Origin of the sequence: Acutalibacter sp. JLR.KK004 (genome assembly GCF_036941085.1) — a bacterium.
Lineage (GTDB): Bacteria > Bacillota > Clostridia > Oscillospirales > Acutalibacteraceae > Acutalibacter.
In genome coordinates this window covers 1,572,291-1,589,038 of the sequence record NZ_JAYMNQ010000001.1, presented here as the reverse complement: position 1 = coordinate 1,589,038, position 16,748 = coordinate 1,572,291, and the positions used below count along the sequence as shown (strand labels likewise).

General features: G+C 55.5%; 14 protein-coding genes. 12 read left to right on the top strand and 2 right to left on the bottom strand.

Annotation, left to right across the window (positions count from 1 at the left end; all coding sequences use genetic code 11):
• Nucleotides 1–128 precede the first annotated feature (128 nt).
• Nucleotides 129–827 (top strand): response regulator transcription factor, encoded by a 699-nt coding sequence (locus VSQ30_RS08695; RefSeq protein ID WP_160641347.1) that lies wholly within the window; start codon nucleotides 129–131, stop codon nucleotides 825–827.
• Nucleotides 802–2,565, top strand: a complete 1,764-nt coding sequence (locus tag VSQ30_RS08690) for a sensor histidine kinase (protein ID WP_334463454.1) — start codon at nucleotides 802–804, stop codon at nucleotides 2,563–2,565. Before VSQ30_RS08695 ends, VSQ30_RS08690 begins: the two co-directional genes overlap by 26 nt.
• Before the next feature lie 220 nt (nucleotides 2,566–2,785).
• On the opposite strand, the gene VSQ30_RS08685 is transcribed toward VSQ30_RS08690, so the two are convergent.
• A complete protein-coding gene (locus VSQ30_RS08685; RefSeq protein WP_334463451.1) occupies nucleotides 2,786–4,552 on the bottom strand; it encodes a Na/Pi cotransporter family protein in 1,767 nt (588 codons plus the stop codon).
• Nucleotides 4,553–4,740: 188 nt separating this feature from the next.
• Here VSQ30_RS08685 and VSQ30_RS08680 point away from each other — a divergent pair, with 188 nt between their 5' ends.
• From VSQ30_RS08680 to atpC, 10 genes are all read left to right on the top strand, one after another.
• Nucleotides 4,741–5,370 (top strand): formate/nitrite transporter family protein, encoded by a 630-nt coding sequence (locus VSQ30_RS08680; protein ID WP_334463448.1) that lies wholly within the window; start codon nucleotides 4,741–4,743, stop codon nucleotides 5,368–5,370.
• Between the two features lie 301 nt (nucleotides 5,371–5,671).
• The gene (locus VSQ30_RS08675) at nucleotides 5,672–6,232 is read left to right on the top strand and encodes an RNA polymerase sigma factor (RefSeq protein WP_334463447.1); all 561 of its coding nucleotides are present in this window, start codon (nucleotides 5,672–5,674) and stop codon (nucleotides 6,230–6,232) included.
• Nucleotides 6,229–7,827: a hypothetical protein gene (locus VSQ30_RS08670; RefSeq protein ID WP_334463444.1), complete on the top strand. Its 1,599-nt coding sequence runs from the start codon at nucleotides 6,229–6,231 to the stop codon at nucleotides 7,825–7,827. The genes VSQ30_RS08675 and VSQ30_RS08670 overlap by 4 nt, the downstream gene beginning before the upstream one ends.
• A gap of 354 nt (nucleotides 7,828–8,181) precedes the next feature.
• A complete protein-coding gene (locus tag VSQ30_RS08665) occupies nucleotides 8,182–9,015 on the top strand; it encodes a F0F1 ATP synthase subunit A (protein WP_160641282.1) in 834 nt (277 codons plus the stop codon).
• A 43-nt stretch (nucleotides 9,016–9,058) separates the two neighbouring features.
• Complete coding sequence (locus tag VSQ30_RS20760) at nucleotides 9,059–9,427, top strand: ATP synthase F0 subunit C (protein WP_237076120.1); 369 nt, start codon at nucleotides 9,059–9,061, stop codon at nucleotides 9,425–9,427.
• A 15-nt stretch (nucleotides 9,428–9,442) separates the two neighbouring features.
• Nucleotides 9,443–9,943 (top strand): F0F1 ATP synthase subunit B, encoded by a 501-nt coding sequence (locus VSQ30_RS08655; RefSeq protein ID WP_160641283.1) that lies wholly within the window; start codon nucleotides 9,443–9,445, stop codon nucleotides 9,941–9,943.
• Nucleotides 9,930–11,687: a F0F1 ATP synthase subunit alpha gene (gene atpA, locus VSQ30_RS08650; RefSeq protein ID WP_334463440.1), complete on the top strand. Its 1,758-nt coding sequence runs from the start codon at nucleotides 9,930–9,932 to the stop codon at nucleotides 11,685–11,687. The genes VSQ30_RS08655 and atpA overlap by 14 nt, the downstream gene beginning before the upstream one ends.
• Nucleotides 11,688–11,689: 2 nt before the next feature.
• Nucleotides 11,690–12,586 (top strand): ATP synthase F1 subunit gamma, encoded by an 897-nt coding sequence (gene atpG / locus VSQ30_RS08645; protein ID WP_334463438.1) that lies wholly within the window; start codon nucleotides 11,690–11,692, stop codon nucleotides 12,584–12,586.
• A gap of 5 nt (nucleotides 12,587–12,591) precedes the next feature.
• A complete protein-coding gene (gene atpD / locus VSQ30_RS08640) occupies nucleotides 12,592–13,992 on the top strand; it encodes a F0F1 ATP synthase subunit beta (RefSeq protein WP_160641286.1) in 1,401 nt (466 codons plus the stop codon).
• On the top strand, nucleotides 13,992–14,411 hold the full coding sequence (gene atpC / locus VSQ30_RS08635; protein WP_334463436.1) for an ATP synthase F1 subunit epsilon: 420 nt from the start codon (nucleotides 13,992–13,994) through the stop codon (nucleotides 14,409–14,411). Before atpD ends, atpC begins: the two co-directional genes overlap by 1 nt.
• A gap of 444 nt (nucleotides 14,412–14,855) precedes the next feature.
• Here atpC and VSQ30_RS08630 read toward each other — a convergent pair whose 3' ends face one another.
• A complete protein-coding gene (locus VSQ30_RS08630; RefSeq protein ID WP_334463433.1) occupies nucleotides 14,856–16,748 on the bottom strand; it encodes a methyl-accepting chemotaxis protein in 1,893 nt (630 codons plus the stop codon).

Here is a 16,748-nt window from a genome sequence, read left to right as displayed (position 1 = left end):
TATGATTTTTGTAAGGTTTTCATGCCATGGTTTTTAAGGTTTCCCTCTTAGACTGAAAGCGGAAACTGGAACTATTTCGTGAAAATGACCATTTTGCGCCGGAAAGGGGCCGTGTTTTGATGGAAGCCATGGAAAACAAGAATATACTGGTGGTAGATGATGACAGGGAAATTGTGCGGGCCATTGCCCTGAACCTGGAAAGCGAGGGCTACACTGTATTAAAGGCCTATAACGGCATGGACGCCCTGGACATCGCCCTGACAAGGGAAGTCCATCTCATTATCATAGACGTGATGATGCCAAAGCTGGACGGTCTTTCCGCCATTATGAAAATACGGGAGCGGAAAAACCTGCCCATCATTGTGCTCTCCGCCAAAAGCGAAAACAGCGACAAGGTAATCGGGCTTTCCATGGGGGCGGACGATTATGTAACAAAGCCCTTTAACCCTATGGAGCTGACAGCCCGGGTGAAGTCCCAGCTTCGCCGGTACACCAGCCTGGGGGACATTCATTCCAGCAGCGAGAATACCATTATAAACGGCAGGCTTTGCTTTAATCTGGACGAGCACGTGCTGTATGCGGACGGGGATCCCATCAAGCTGACAGCAACGGAAACGAAAATCGTAGAGCTTCTCATGCGCAATCCCGGGCGCATTTTTCCTGCCGAGGAGATATATAGCAAAATCTGGAACGAATCTGCCTATTCCACAGAGAATACGGTGATGGTACACATCCGGCGCATCCGGGAGAAAATCGAAATAAACCCGTCGGATCCAGAATATTTAAAGGTGGTATGGGGCATTGGCTACAAAATCGAAAAGCATTGATGGAAACATTTTCAAAGGGCTTATTTCCTGGCTGTGCCTGCTTGCGCTGCTGTGCGGGCTGTGCCTTGCGGTAGTCCTTTCCATTATCGTGCTGGCAAACCCGGACTTGCAAACTCGGGCGGCGGAAAACCTGCAGGAATTTGCCGGAAGCGACAGCCCTTACTATGGCGGCGTCGTCATAGAAGCCATAGAAGGGAAATCCGAAGAGGATGATACGCTTTGGGCTGCTGCTATGGATGCCCAAAAGCAGCATGAGGAGCTTATATACATGCGCACGGTGCAGATTGTATGCGCCTTGGCCATACTGCTCACAGCCCTGGTGCTGGTGTTTGCCTTCCGGCGGGACAGGCGGCGGTTTGAGGCGCTGATGGCAAAGGGGATGGGGAAACTGTGGGTGGAGATTAAATGCCTGCTTTTAGGAGCCATCCTGTTTTCTGGCATGCTGTTTCTGACGGAGGATGGACTGGTTTTCTCCCTGTGCCTGTGGGTAATCAGCCTATATCAACTGTGCATGGATATTGGATACAACAGGCAGTTTTTCCGGCACAACATCATCCATTCTGTTTTGAAATGGCTTAATTCTTATAAGAGCATGACTACCTTTGAGCACCGCAGCCTGCGCCGGCTGTTTTCCACCCTGGGAGTGATTGCCGGAATCCTGGCGGTGGCGGCAGCGGCGCTGATATGGGCGCCTAACCATCTCTACTATGCGGCGGGGCCTGTGCTTGGCTCGGTGATGGTGAGCATTGTGGTCTTTACCATTACCGGGGTGGTGGGCACAATCGTCTGGTATGTGCTGGGGCTTAAACGCGACCTGCAGGACTGGAACGCCCTGATGGCCCAGATTACGGAAATGTACGGCGGCAACCTGAACGCGGTGAATCACGTGCCGCCCACCTCCAACCTCTACGACTGCGCCATGCAGCTTAATATGATCCGTACCGGCATAGAAAAGGCCGTAGAGGAGGGCACTAAGGCAGACCGCACGAAGGTAGAGCTTATCACAAACGTATCCCATGACATTAAAACGCCTCTCACCTCCATCATCAGTTACATTGAGCTGCTGAAAAAAGAGCCGGATCTGCCGGATCATGTAATGGACTATATCAGCACTATTTCCCGCAAGGCGGAAAGGCTGAGCAGCATTGTGCAGGACGTGTTCGAGGTGTCTAAGGCCGCCACAGGGAATATTACCCTAAATATGGAGGACTTGGACATTGGGAAGCTCCTGCAGCAGACCTTCGGGGAAATGGACGAAACCCTGCGCAATTCCCAGCTCATCTGGCGCATAGATATCCCTGATGTTCCCATGCTGGTTCACGCCGATGGGCAGCGGCTGTACCGGGTGTTCCAAAACCTTATCCGCAACTGCGACCAGTATGCCCTGGAGGGTTCAAGGGCTTACGTGTCCCTGTCCAGCCAAAACGGCTGTGCGGTAGTGAGCATCCGCAACGTTTCCCGCAACGAGATTACTATGGACAGCGAGGATCTCACCGCCCGGTTTGTCAGGGGGGACCAGAACCGCACCACTGAGGGCAGCGGCCTGGGGCTGTCCATTGCCAAAAGCTTTACAGAGGCTTGCGGAGGCCAGTTTTCTGTGCGCACAGACGGGGATCTCTTTATTGCCACTGTGCAGTTTGTACAGATAAACAGAGCGCCTGTTCCTAGCGCTCCTTTGCCGCCCCCGCCCCAGGAGGCTCCTCTGCCTCCCGCCGGGTATGCGGCTCCCCGGGGATGAAAATCTCTCCCGGCGGGCTTGCAGACCTTAAAGCTGTATGCGTTTCCACAGGGAAAAAGCCGCTGTCCTTTTAAAAGCAGCGGCTTTTCTTGTTCATGTAAGAGCCACCCTGGGCGGCGGTTTATACAAGAAATCCAGTAGCAATACGGCACAGGCCAATCATGCCCCATAAAAGAAAACCCCCGGCAAGCCGGGGGTTTTCTAAATTTTATCAAGCAAGTCATTTTCCCTCTGGGGCAGGGGAAGCTGGCAGCAAATATTCCAGTGAATACGTTTCAAAAGCCTGGGTAAAGGCGGGATTGCCAGTGTTCTTAACTTCGTTCAAATACCCATGGGTGTCCAGGGAAGAATCTTTAATCTGAATAACAGTGACAGCAATATTGGAGCAGTGATCGGAAACACGTTCGTAGTTTGTCAGCAGATCCGTAAGCACAAAGCCCAGCTCAATAGTGCAGCGGCCCTCCTGCAGCCGGCGGATATGCCGGTTTTTCAGTTCCAGCTTCAGCCCGTCAATGACCTGCTCCAAAGGCTCTACCTTGGCAGCGATGACAGGATCGTTTTCCTCAAAGGCTTCCACAGTCAGGTTCAGGATGGTGATGATAGCCCGGGTGATAACCTGAAGCTCCTCCTGGGCTTTGTCGGAAAACTGGATGTCCTTGTCGTGTATTTCATTTGCCACCCGGAGGATGTTCACCGCATGGTCGCCAATGCGCTCGAAATCACCAATGGCATGAAGAAGCTGGGATACGTCATGGCTGTCCTTAGGAGAGAGATCCTTGCTGCTCAGCCTTACTAAAAAGGTGCCCAGCTTATCCTCGTAGAGATCGATTTCCTCCTCCTGCTGGGTAATGGAGTCGGCCACTTTCTGGTCGAATTTGCTGAGGATGGAGATAGCGTTTGCCATGGAGTCCCGGGCGGCCTTTGCCATGTGTATAGACAGGTTGCGGCATTCCGCAATGGCAAGGCCGGGGGAGAGCAGCAGGCGCTCGTCCAGCAGTTCTTCCTTGGTGCTCTGCTCCCGGATGGTGATTTTTGCCAGCTTTTCAAGCTGCTTGGAGAAGGGAAGGAGAATCAAGGTGGTCAGCAGGTTAAAGAGGCTGTGGATGACAGCGATGCCCAAAGCGTTGATGGGGGAGTCTATAAAGTCGAAATGTATGAAAGCGTTTAACAGGTAAAAGCCCGAAAGGCAGATAACCGTGCCCAAAACATTGAAGTATACATGTACGGCTGTAACGCGCTTGGCGTTTTTGTTGGTGCCAATGCTGGAAAGCAGGGCGGTGACACAGGTGCCAATATTCTGGCCCATGATAATGGGAAGGGCCATGCCATAGGTAATGCTGCCTGTCATGGACAGGGACTGCAAAATGCCCACAGAGGCCGCCGAGCTTTGAATAACCCCTGTAACCACAGCGCCCAGCAGTATGCCCGCGATGGGGTTCTGGAACATCACCAGAATGTCCTGGAAAATGGGCATATCCGCCAGAGGGCTTACAGACTGGCTCATAAAGCTCATGCCTGTCATCAGTACGGAAAAGCCCACCAGGATGGTGCCCACGTCCCGCTTTTTGCCTTCCTTGGAGGACATAATCAGCAGCACGCCGATAAGGGCCACAATGGGGGAGAAGGACTCCGGCTTTAACAGCCGTAGGAAAAAGTTGCTGCTCTCAATGCCTGCCGCGCTTAAAATCCAGGCGGTCAGGGTCGTGCCTACGTTGGAACCCATGATAACGCCTACAGTCTGGCTTAGCTGCATAATGCCGGAGTTTACTAAGCCCACCAGCATGACCGTCATGGCGGAAGAGGACTGGATGGCAATGGTGATAACAGCCCCCAGCGCCAGCCCCTTCCATTTGCTGGAGGTCATGGACTTTAAGACCCGTTCCAGCTTGCCGCCCACCATTTTTTCCAGGCCCGCGGACATGACATGCATACCGTACAGGAAAAAAGCCAGTCCGCCTAACAGGGTGAAGAGGGAAAAAACGTCCATGTACCTTCCTCCGAATTCATTATAATGTTGACACTTCTACAATTTTCTACAAGCCTATCATACCATACCCAGCCGCCGCTCGCAACGGGTTTTCTGTAAATTTCTTAAATTTGGCGGGTTTAGGGCAGCCCTTGCAATTTTCCCCGGTGTCAGGTATAATGGGGAAAACAAAAGGGGAAGGGACGTCTATGAAGCAGCTTGTTGCCTTTGTTTATGCGGTTTTAGCCGGGATATCCATTTCCATCGGCGGGCTGGTGTTTCTCTCCAGCGAAAGCAGGGCAGTGGGAGCCGTCATGTTCTCAGTGGGGCTTTTTGCAGTCTGCACCCTGGGGCTGGGGCTTTTCACCGGCAGGGTCTGCTATGTGTTCGACAATCCTCCCGCTTATACGGCGGAGTGCCTGCTCATCTGGCTTGGAAACCTTGGGGGGGCTTTTCTTGCAGGCAGCGCGGTGCGGCTGACGCGCCTTTCCGCTGTGGCGGAAAAGGCCCAGGCATTAAGCGGGACAAAGCTGGAGGACTCTCCTCTCAGCGTGTTCATCCTGGCGGTTTTCTGCAATATCCTTATCTACCTTGCAGTGGAAAGCTACCGGAACAACCCCCACCAGCTAGGGAAGTATCTGGGCATGCTTTTGGGGGTGTCGGTGTTCGTGCTGGCGGGGCTGGAGCACTGCGTGGCGAACATGTTCTATTTCACCGCCGGCGGAGCCTGGAGCCTTCATGCCCTCTTGTACATAGGCATTATGACAGTGGGAAACGCTTTGGGCGGGGTGCTGTTCCCGCTGTGCCGCAAACTGAAAGCTTACAGCGAGGGAAAATAGGGAAAATAAATTTTAGACAGCGGAGCGGCCCGGTTTTCGGGCCGCTCTTTTCTGCAAAAATTTTTTGTTTTTCTGTAACCTTTTTGCCCCAAACAGCGCTATATAGGTTATGGCTTGTTTGAAAATAGAGGAAGTGCCGGAATTCTTGTTCCAAAGGGAGCGGTTTCAAGGCGGAAACCGCAAGACAGGCTGCCGCCTGTCGAGGATTTCCAACACAGAAAACGCCCGTTTGGGGCAAAAAGACAGTGTTTACGATTTTTCAAACAAGCCTTAAAGCCCATGGGAAAGGAGTTATGAAACTATGGATGACGAAGCCATTGTGGCGCTGTTTTTGCAGCGGGACGAAGGGGCGCTGCAGGAGGTGTCCGGGAAATATGGGGGCAGGCTGCGGACTTTGGCAAATTCCATTTTGCAGGACGCTTCTGCTGCCGAGGAATGTGAGAACGACACCTATTTGCAGGCCTGGAACAGTATTCCGCCCCACCAGCCCGGGGGATACCTTTTTGCCTTTCTGGCAAAGATCACCCGGCATCTGGCGCTGGACGCCTGCCGCAGGCGCGCCCGGAAGAAGCGCGCAGGCATTTGCGCCCGCCTGACAAAAGAGCTGGAGCAGTGCATCCCCGGCCCCTCCGACACCCCCTGCCAGGTGGACGGCATATTGCTGGCAGGGGTGCTGGAGTCCTATCTGCAAGACCTGCCGGAGGAAAAGCGGTATATGTTTTTGCGGCGGTATTGGTACTGCGATTCTGTCCCCAGCGTGGCAAAGCGTATGGGGATTACCCAGGCCAAGGTGAAAACCACGCTGCACCGGGTGCGGGCCGGGCTGAAAGAATACTTAATCAAGGAGGGATATAACGTATGAGAGGACAGGAGCTTTTAGACAAGCTGGAGCTTTTAAGCCCAGAACTTATCCAGTCCGCCGCAGGAGATCCCCCCGGGGTGGAAGAGACAAAAGGCCAGCGCCGCCGGGGGCTTTTCTGGAGCTTTATGGGCGGGTGCGCTGCCGGGGCCGTATGCCTGAGCCTTGCCCTGCTGCCCCTGTTCCTGGGGCAGGGAGACAGCGTGGAGCCAGGAGGATCTTCTGCAGCGCCCCTGGCAGGAACGTCGTCCCCCAGCCCTTCTCCCAGCCCCTCTCCGAAAGCGCCGGGGATAGAGCCGGTGTATGTGGAATGGACGCAGGACTTGCCCCTGGAAAAGTATTTTGCCCATGAAGAGCAGGAAACAGACAGGGAAAAGCTCCAGAAACTGCCAAGAACCTTTTTCGGATATGACGAAGGGGAGAGCAGATCTTTCAGCTCCCGGCAGGAGGAACTGGAGGAAGAGGGGGATATCCCTTCCATAGATTCCGCCTGGGATTTCACCTGCCACGCCTGGTACGACAGCGGAAGCACCCCCAAGAGCCTGTCGGTGCGCTGGGAGTGGTATGAAGTTTCAGATCAGATAGCGAATATGAATACAGAAGAAATAGGGGTGCAAATCGCCGGGCGTTCCAATTTCATTTCCCCGGAAAGCTATATCCGCTTGAACCGCACAGTGGTGCGCCGGGACGGGGCAGAGATTACGGTGCTGGGTCAGATGGACAGCCAGAAATTCTTTGTATTCCAAAAGGATGGGGCATGGCGCCTGATTCGGGCCACCGCAGGCGTTCCCCAGGAAATGCTGCTGCAAGTGCTGGATCACTTCTTCCAGCATCCTGCGGATTTCAGGAACTTTTCAAAGGAAGCCGGAGATATATATGAATGGGCAGAACTGGAAACCTGCCCCGAAGCTTTTGCAGGGTATTATCCCCAGCAAAAGGATTCGGAACTGGTGCCGCCCCTGGCAGGGGCAGAGGTGCTGCTGCTCAACGGGGAGCCGGTGCGCATCCAATGTGTGTATGATTCCGACACGGTAACCGGAACCCTCCTGCAATGGACAGTGTATAAGGAAACCCCGGATAACCAGCCAGATCCCATTTCCCGGCTCAGTGCCGCGGGGGATTTGCATGATTTTTCCCAGGAAAGCGTATCCTGGTATTTCCAGCAGGCGCCTGCCGGAACCGGAAGGAATATCATCTATTTCACCTGGGACGGCTGCCGGGTGGAGGCGCAGTTTGCTGAGAAAGCCTCCCCCGAGGACGTGATATGGCCCATTCTGGAGACGATGCGGGAGCAATCCCGGGCCTGGGGGCTTTCCAGCCGGTGGAGCAAGGCCTATGGCGATATGGAAGCGGGAAAAGCCCCTGTGGATCCTGCTGTGTCCATGGCTGTTTTCCCCAAAATCCGGGAAGAATATTTCTTTGGGGATCTGCGCGACGCCACCCTGGAATCAGTGGAGGCATACCTTTCCCGCCCGGAGACACGGGAAAGCGGGCGCTTTTACTTCACGTGGGAGGGGTATTACGCCTATGCCCAGCTATCCCCTGCCGCTGAAGCCGCAGAACTCTATGGATTTATTGCCCGCGTGCGGGGAGACTGAGAATAAGCAGGAAAGCCCGTCCTTTGCCGCAAATACGGCAGGGGGCGGGTTCTTGCTTTGCCGGGAAAATGCAGCAGCAAAAACCGCACGGAGAGCAGTTTGCCAGGAAAACGCAAAAAAGAACAAAAATAGACGTGTATGAGAACTGTTTTTTGTCAGGCAGAGGCGGGGCAGGGCGGTGCTATTGCCTTGACATCAGGGTTAAAGGGCGCTATAATTTTTTGTGGTATCAATACAGCCTGCGCATCCTGCTGTCCTTTTCCCCTGAGGCAGCAGGCGTGCGGAACCTCTGTTTGCAGCGGGAAGCGCTGCTGCACGCAGGACATCAAAGGCTGTGCGGAAAGGAAGTGCGCAATGGGCAAACATAAAAAGGGTTTGGCGGTGTGCATTATTGCCGTTTTGCTGCTGCTGGCGGCCTCGCTTCTGACCGGGTTTCACGGCAGGGCGGAGAGCGTGCAGGAAGCTATGCGGGACGCGGTACTGCACAACGTAAACCAAATCACATTCATCGGCGGGAAGCTGATAAATCCGGGGCTTGTTTCAGCCTTTCTGGTTACGGCTATCCTTCTGATAGCGGCGGCCTGTATCCGGGTGTTCGCCATTCCCCGGTTCCGGCTTATCCCGGGAAAATTCCAGATGGTGCTGGAAGAAGCGGTGGGCCTGTTTGACAACATGGCAAAAACCAACAGCCCCCACCGCAACGGCTTTCTGGGGGCTTACATTTTTGGCGCGGGGGCTTATATCTTTGTAGGGACGCTCTTTGAGCTGCTGGGCTTTGAGGCTATTACAGCCCATGGGGAGCCTGTCACCCTGCCGGCCCCGCTTTCAGACGTAAACGCGGCTATCGCGCTGGGGGTGCTCTCCTATCTGGTTATCCTCTCCGGCGGCATAGCAGGCAATGGCGTGGGGGGGATCGGCAAAACCCTTAAGGAGTTTTCCCTTCCCATCTCTATGAGCTTCCGTCTTTTCGGCGCGCTGCTCTCCGGCCTGCTGGTAACGGAGCTGGTGTACTATTTCGTCACCCTGAGCTTCCTGCTCCCGGTGGTGGTGGGGGTGCTTTTCACCCTGCTCCATGCCATCATTCAGACCTACGTGCTCACTATGCTTACTGCCCTGTATTACGGCGAAGTGTCCGAGCCTTCCCATAAGGAGAAAAAGGGGAAACAGAAGGCAAAGGCTTCCGCCTGAGGATATTTGCAATCAACCCTATACAAATGGAGGTAGAACGACTATGAAAACCTTATACCGTCACAAGAAAGTCCTGTACACGCTGCTGCTTGCAGTGCTGCTGATGCTCTGCATCGGGATGCCGGCCCTGGCAGCCGAAGGGGAGGGCGCGCCTGCTGACGAGCCTGCACAGGCCGCCCAGGACAACAGCATCGGATCTAAAGCGATTGCCGCCGCTATTGCAGTAGGCCTTGCCGCTGCTGGCGGCGCGGTTGGCATGGGCATTGCCACGGCCAAGTCTGCCGAAGGCATTTCCCGCCAGCCCGAGGCTGAAGGCAAAATCCGTACGGCTTTCATGCTGGGCCTGGTGTTCATTGAAACCGCCATCATTTATGCGCTGCTGGTGGTTATCCTGATTATCTTCGTACTATAAAGGCAGGTGGCAGACGTGTCGAACATTCCACTTAATATCGACTGGCAGCAGATCCTGCTGCATTGGATGAACCTGGCTATCCTGGTAGGCGGGCTGTATTTCCTTCTGTTCAAGCCTGTCAAGCAGTTTATGGAGAAGCGCCAGGCGCACTATCAGGAGATGGAGGAGAAGGCTGCCGGGAAGCTGCAGGAGGCCGAAGGCGTAAAGGCCCAGTACCAGCAGAAGCTGGACGGGGTGGAGGCAGAGCTTCACGAAGCCCGGGCCAAGGTGCAGCAGGCAGTGGAGAAATCCACCCAGGAGCAGTTGGAGCAGGCTAAAAAGCAGGCCGCGCAGATTGTGGCCCAGGCCAGGTCTGAAGCGGAACACAGCAAGGAAAAGGTAATGAAGGAAGCTCAGCGGGAACTGAAAAAGCTGGCAACCGAGGCGGCTGAAAAGATTGCCTTTAAATCGGATGTAGATCCTTTCGACCAGTTCTTGAATCTGGCAGAAGGAGGCAAGGAAAATGAGAGCCGATAGAGGCCATTTGAGAGCTATACTGTGCAGTGCCAAGCAGCCCAGCCCGGAACAGATGAAACGCTTCACCCAGTTCCTGCTGGAGAAATACCAGCGCAAGGTGCCTGTTGTCTGGGAGCAGGACAGCGCCCTGCGCACAGGGTTCCGGCTTCAGGTGGGATCCGATATCTATGACTGGACCCCACATGGCAGGCTGCGCCAGTTCCAGGACTACCTGCGGGCCTTGCGCCCTGGGCAGGATGATCTCCTGCCTCTGATGCGGGAGGCTGTGCAGGAGTGGGATCCGGCCATAAACCCCGAGGAAATCGGGGAGGTGCTTACGGTAGGCAGCGAAATTGCCACTGTGGGCGGGCTGGAACACGCCCAGTATGGAGAAATCCTGGTGTTTGACTCCGGCGTGAAGGGCATGGTGCAGGACTTACGGGAAAACGATTTAAGCTGCATCCTCTTTGGAGACAGCCAGGAAATAACAGCCGGCAGCATGGTGCGCCGCACCATGAAAACCGCCGCCATGCGGGTAGGCGATGGCTTTCTGGGCCGGGTTGTGGACGCTTTGGGCATTCCGGTGGATGGGAAAGGGCACATTGAGGCGGAAACCCATTTCCCCATGGAGGCCCCTGCCCCCGGCATTCTGGAGCGCCAGCCTGTAAATACCCCCATGGAGACAGGCCTTCTGGCTATTGACTCCATGTTCCCCATTGGACGGGGCCAGCGCGAGCTGATTATCGGCGACCGCCAGACAGGCAAAACCGCCATTGCCCTGGACACTATCCTGAACCAGAAGGGCAAAGGCGTGGTGTGCATTTATGTGGCTATCGGGCAGAAAACCAGTTCCATCGCCCAACTGGTGGAAAACCTTTCCCGCCGGGGTGCCATGGATTATACAACAGTGGTCAGCGCCCCTGCCGGAGCCTCTGCCGCCTTGCAGTATATCGCGCCCTATGCCGGATGTGCTTTAGGCGAATATTTTATGCGCCAGGGCCGGGACGTGCTGATTGTCTATGACGATCTCTCTAAGCACGCCATTGCGTACCGGGCTTTAAGCCTTTTGCTGGAGCGTTCTCCGGGCCGCGAAGCCTACCCTGGCGATGTGTTCTACCTCCACTCCCGGCTGCTGGAGCGTGCGGCCCACTTGTCCGACGAGTTGGGCGGCGGCAGCATGACCGCTTTGCCAATTGTGGAAACCCAGGCCGGGGACGTGTCCGCTTACATCCCCACCAACATTATCTCCATTACAGACGGCCAGATTTTCTTAGAAAGCGATCTGTTTTTTGCAGGCCAGCGGCCTGCCGTCAACGTAGGCCTGTCTGTGTCCCGCGTAGGCGGCGACGCCCAGACAAAGGCGATGAAGTCCGCCGCAGGCGCCATCCGCCTGGACTTGGCCCAATACCGGGAGATGGAGGTTTTCACCCAGTTCTCCAGCGATTTGGACGAGGCCACCAAGCGCCAACTTGCCTATGGCCAGGGACTGATGCGGCTTTTGCGCCAGCCCCAGTATGCCCCCTTCTCCCAGCACCAGCAGGTAATCATTTTGGTTGCCGCCATGGCCCACGTCATGCAGGAGGTAGGTTTGGAGGAGCTGGACGAGTTTAGGGAAAAGCTTCTCGCTTATGTGGAGGAAGAGGCCCCGGACATCTGCCGCAGGGCGGATCAAACCGGGCAGCTTTTTGAGGATGACCGGGAGGAGATTATTGCCCTCTCCAAGGAGTACCTGGAGAAATTCCGGGCTGGAAAGGGCGGGAACTGAGTATGCCCGGTACGAAAGAAATAAAGTCCCATATTGAAAGCGTGCGGGAGACGAGGAAGATTACCAATGCCATGTACCTCATCGCCTCCACCAAACTGCGCCGGGCCAGAATGGATCTGGACAACACCCGGCCCTATTTTGAGGCCCTGCAAGGGGAGATAAAGCGCATTTTCCGCACCGCCAAGGATGTGGACAGCCACTATTTCTATCCCCCGGACGGTTCCCCGTCTTTAGAGGGCACCTATGGCTGCCTTGTCATTACGGCGGATAAGGGCCTTGCCGGAGCTTACAACCAGAACGCCATCCGGCAGGCGCAAGGCCTTCTGGAGGAGCACCCCGACACAAAGCTTTTTGTAGTGGGGGAGTATGGGCGCAGGTTCTTCATGCAGCGCCGCATCCCCATAGAGCACAGCTTCCTATATACCGCCCAGAACCCCACCATGCAGCGGGCCAGGGAAATCAGCGCCCTGCTTCTGGACGGCTTTGACCGCGGGGAGCTGAAAAAGATATTTATCATCTATACGGACATGGAGAGCAGCGTCAGCTTTACGGCTCATTGCGACCGCCTGCTGCCTTTCCACAGGACAAATTTTGTGGACACAGCCCAAAAGGAAAAGTCTGTGCGGGAGCCTTTTGAGTTTCTGCCGGATGCACGCACAGTGCTGAACAGCATTATGCAGAGCTATGTGTCCGGGTTTATTTACAGCGCCCTTATCGACAGCTTCTGCTGCGAGCAGGACGCCCGCATGACGGCTATGGACAGCGCCAACCAGAATGCGGAGAAGCTTTTGGGAGAGCTGTCCCTCCAATATAACCGGGTGCGGCAGTCGGCTATTACCCAGGAAATTACCGAGGTATCCGCCGGGGCCAAGGCCCAGCGCCAAAAGAAGGGAAGGTGAGGGATTTGGAAAAAGGAATTATCGTGCAGGTATCTGGTCCCGTCGTCGATGTAGAGATACAGGGGCCTCTGCCCAGGCTGCGGGAGCAGCTCACTGTGGAAAAGGACGGCACAGTGCGGGTAATGGAAGTGGCCCAGCACATGGGGAAAGACAGGGTGCGGTGCATCATGCTTTCCGCCAGCGAGGGCCTGCAGCGCGGCCTTGCGGTAGACGTGCCGGGACACACCATCCGGGTGCCTGTTGGTACGGCTACCCTGGGACGCATGTTCAACGTCCTGGGCCAGCCCATAGACGGGGGCGGCCCTCTGCCCGAAGGCACGCCTGTGCAGAGCATCTACCGCAGCCCGCCCTCCTTTGAGGAGCAAAGCCCGGCTGTGGAGATTCTGGAGACAGGCATCAAGGTTATCGACCTGCTGGAGCCTTATCCCCGGGGCGGCAAAATCGGCTTGTTCGGCGGGGCGGGCGTGGGCAAGACGGTGCTCATTCAGGAGCTTATCCACAATGTTGCCATGGAGCATGGCGGCTATTCCATCTTCACTGGCGTGGGCGAGCGCAGCCGCGAGGGCAACGATCTCTGGCGGGAAATGCGGGAAAGCGGCGTTTCCGACAAGACCGCCCTGGTGTTCGGCCAGATGAACGAATCCCCTGGCGTACGTATGCGGGTGGCCCTTTCCGGCCTTACCATGGCGGAGCATTTCCGTGACAAGGAGCATAAGGACGTGCTGCTGTTTATTGACAACATCTTCCGCTTCGTCCAGGCAGGCAGTGAGGTTTCCACCCTGCTGGGGCGTATGCCTTCTGCTGTGGGCTACCAGCCCACCCTGGCAAACGAAATGGGAGAGCTGCAGGAACGCATCACCTCCACCAAGGAAGGCTCTGTCACCTCCGTCCAGGCGGTATATGTGCCTGCCGATGACCTGACCGACCCCGCCACAGCCACCACTTTCGCCCATCTGGACGCCACCACGGTTTTAAGCCGTAAAATCTCCGAGCAGGGCATTTACCCGGCTGTGGATCCCCTGGCTTCCTCCTCCCGCATTTTGGAAGCAGATGTAGTGGGCAAAGAGCATTACCGCATTGCCCGGAAATGCCAGGAGATTCTGGAGAAGTATAACGAGCTGCAGGACATCATTGCCATTTTGGGTATGGATGAGCTGAGCGAGGAAGACCAGAAAATTGTGGCCCGGGCCCGCCGGCTGCAGCGTTTCTTTGCACAGCCCACCCATGTGGCAGAGAAATTCACTGGCATCCCCGGCGTGTACGTGCCCTTAAAGGATACGCTGGAAAGCTTCGGCAAGCTGGTGGACGGGGAACTGGACGAATACCCGGAAGCCGCTTTCTATAATGTAGGCACTTGGCGGGACGTGGTGGAAAAGGCCCGGAAAATGGAAGCGGGTGAACTGTAATGGAGGCGTTTCAGGTACACATCCTGGCAGCGGATAAAACCTTCTATGAAGGCCCCTGCGAAAGCCTGACCGTTCCCACCTCGGATGGGGAGCAGTGCATCCTGGCCCACCACAGCAGCATGATAGCGGCAGTGCTGCCCGGCACCATGCGCTATCGCGCTCCGGGGCAGCCGGTGCAGCCGGCTGCTGTGTCCCCGGGCATGGTAAAGGTGGAGAACAACGAGGTTTTGGTTTTAGTAGACTCTGCCGAGCGTCCGGAGGATATCGACGCAGCCCGGGCGCGCCGGGAAGCAGACGAGGCTATGGAGGCAATCCTCCAGCGAAAGAGCCGCCAGGAATACCAGGTGGCCCAGGCCACCCTGGCCCGGGCGCTGAACCGCCTGCGCGTAAAATCTACTGTCACTCACCTGGAGCATTAAAATTCAAATAAAAAACAGCCTGCCCTTCCGGAAAGCGGGAAAGGCAGGCTGTTTTTTTATATCATTCAAACCAGATAGGGATAAAATAGATACGCATCGGCGGGAGAATAAGTTTCTTCCGCCATATCTTTTAGGCAGTTTGACGTGTAGTACGCTACAGGGGCTTTCTGCATCTACGCTGTTTTCCAATTTGCCTCTTAACGTCCGGGTCTGCTATGTAGGTATGCTCGGCGGGGCTTGGTACAGCCCAGAACCTGACAAAGCTTACAGCACATCCTTCGTGATCAAAGCCACTGGGGCGTGTACACATAAGCATTTGCAAGCGGCTTTTGGCGAGTTTTTGCCTGAAATTTTTGAGGTGCACAAGTACATCTGCGAAAATTTGCCTTGCTTGGCCCCCAAAATACTCGCTCATCTGGCAATTTCGATTATGAATACAGGTTCTTACTCTTTTGCAAGGGTAAACTGCTCCACCAGTTGTTTCAGGCTGGACGCTTCCGCCGAAAGCTGCTGGCTGGCGGCTGCGCTTTCCTCTGAGGTAGCGCTGTTGGTCTGCACCACAGAGGAAATTTGGTCGATGCCCTCAGTCACTTGGTTGATGGCTTCTGTCTGGTTCTCGACGGCCTCCACCACAATGTCCATCTGGGTGGTCACATTGCCTGCCAAAGCATTGGTACGTTCCAGGGCTTCAGTGACCTTGGCCACAGTCCCGTTTCCTTCATTGACAGCGGAAATGGAACGCTCGATCAAATCCTTGGTGGCCTTGGCGGCTTCATCAGATTTAGACGCCAAATTGCGCACCTCATCTGCCACTACGGCAAAGCCCTTGCCAGAGGTGCCTGCGCGTGCAGCTTCCACAGCGGCATTCAAGGCCAGGATGTTGGTCTGGAAAGCAATATCTTCTATAGTGGCAATGATGACGGAAATCTCTTCAGAGGAATGGGAGATCTTTTCCATAGCGTTGTTAAGCTCGCCAACATATTTCACGCTGGTGCCCAACTGCGCCCCTGCCTGCTCCACAAAATGGCCTGCTTCCTCAGCCGCGGAAGCAGTGCGCTTGGCACTGGAGGAAATGTCGGTGATAGTAGCGGCCAGCTCCTGCACAGAACTAGCCTGCATGATAGAGCCTTGGCTCAAGGTCTGCGCACCAGTAGAAACCTGGCCGCTGGCAGCAGACACCTGTCCCGCAGCCCCATCAATTTGGCGCATGGTAGCGCTTAACTGAACCTTCAGGGTGCGCATGGCTTCCAGTATCCCCTGGAAACTGCCTACATACGCGTCCCGGTGGGAGGACGTCACATCAAAGTTTTTTCCTGCCATTTCTGCCAGCAGGTAGCTGATATCCTGGATAATGGTGTGCAGGCCTGCCACCAGTTCCCCGGTAGACCGTGTCAGGTCGGCAGTCTCATCCTGCCCTTGGGCCTGGGGTACAGGGGACTCCAGGTCGCCCGCCACCAACTGCTTCATGCGCCGGGCGCAGGCCTGCATGGGCACGCTGATGTTGCTGGAAAGCTTTATGGCCACTACGATAGAAGCCAGGATGGAGAGCAGCGTAACGCCTATATTGATAAATATGCTAAAATATGTATCAGCCAGATAATCCTTTTTCATAGCTGTCACTGCCACGCTCCAGCCGTCTGTTCCGCCTACCGGGGCATAGGCTGCAAAACGAGGCCCGTCTGCCGCTTGGAAGCTGCCGAACCCGCTGCCTCCCTGGCGCATAGCCGTATGGATATCCGCCAATTCCTGCAGGGATGTGTCTTTTTGGGCTTCACGCTCAATATTCTGAGTGGTGATGGTCTCCAGGGTGTTGTCGGCAATGGTATCGCCATTCTTGTTTATCATATAAGCATGGCTGCTTTCGCTGACCTTAATAGAGGAAACAATGTCATTCAGGAAAGTCTCGGGGGGCACAAAATACACTACGCCAATAATCTCCCCGCCCTGCTTGCCGCCGTCATACAGGGGAGCAGCCACCATAATGGAGAGTTCGCCGGTAATTTTGCTGATAAGTGGTTCTGATACATATACGTTCCCTGCCATGGCCTGCTGCACATATTCCCGGTCAGAGTAGTCGTTCCCGTCAAATATGCTGATGCCGTCTGCGCCCACGATGTTGCCGCGCTGGAAGCCGTGCATGCTCACCCGCTCGTCTATGATAGCGCGCTTTTCTTCCACGGGTACATCTCTGCCGGAAAGCTGAGGAATGCAGCCTGTGTCCATGGCAACATTCCGGTAGGCCTCCAGCTCCTGCTGGATGCGCTCGCCTGCCAGCACAGCCGTTTCCCCCATCATCTGTTCCACCGTAGACAAGGTGCTCCGGTAGTTCAGCACCAT

Excerpts from the sequence above, each read along its gene's own strand:
- VSQ30_RS08695 (WP_160641347.1), top strand. The coding sequence starts at position 129 with ATGGAAAACAAGAATATACTGGTGGTAGATGATGACAGGGAAATTGTG.
- VSQ30_RS08685 (WP_334463451.1), bottom strand. The coding sequence starts at position 4,552 with ATGGACGTTTTTTCCCTCTTCACCCTGTTAGGCGGACTGGCTTTTTTC.
- VSQ30_RS08680 (WP_334463448.1), top strand. The coding sequence starts at position 4,741 with ATGAAGCAGCTTGTTGCCTTTGTTTATGCGGTTTTAGCCGGGATATCC.
- VSQ30_RS08675 (WP_334463447.1), top strand. The coding sequence starts at position 5,672 with ATGGATGACGAAGCCATTGTGGCGCTGTTTTTGCAGCGGGACGAAGGG.
- VSQ30_RS08670 (WP_334463444.1), top strand. The coding sequence starts at position 6,229 with ATGAGAGGACAGGAGCTTTTAGACAAGCTGGAGCTTTTAAGCCCAGAA.
- VSQ30_RS08665 (WP_160641282.1), top strand. The coding sequence starts at position 8,182 with ATGGGCAAACATAAAAAGGGTTTGGCGGTGTGCATTATTGCCGTTTTG.
- VSQ30_RS20760 (WP_237076120.1), top strand. The coding sequence starts at position 9,059 with ATGAAAACCTTATACCGTCACAAGAAAGTCCTGTACACGCTGCTGCTT.
- atpA (WP_334463440.1), top strand. The coding sequence starts at position 9,930 with ATGAGAGCCGATAGAGGCCATTTGAGAGCTATACTGTGCAGTGCCAAG.
- atpG (WP_334463438.1), top strand. The coding sequence starts at position 11,690 with ATGCCCGGTACGAAAGAAATAAAGTCCCATATTGAAAGCGTGCGGGAG.
- atpC (WP_334463436.1), top strand. The coding sequence starts at position 13,992 with ATGGAGGCGTTTCAGGTACACATCCTGGCAGCGGATAAAACCTTCTAT.
- VSQ30_RS08630 (WP_334463433.1), bottom strand. The coding sequence starts at position 16,748 with ATGGTGCTGAACTACCGGAGCACCTTGTCTACGGTGGAACAGATGATG.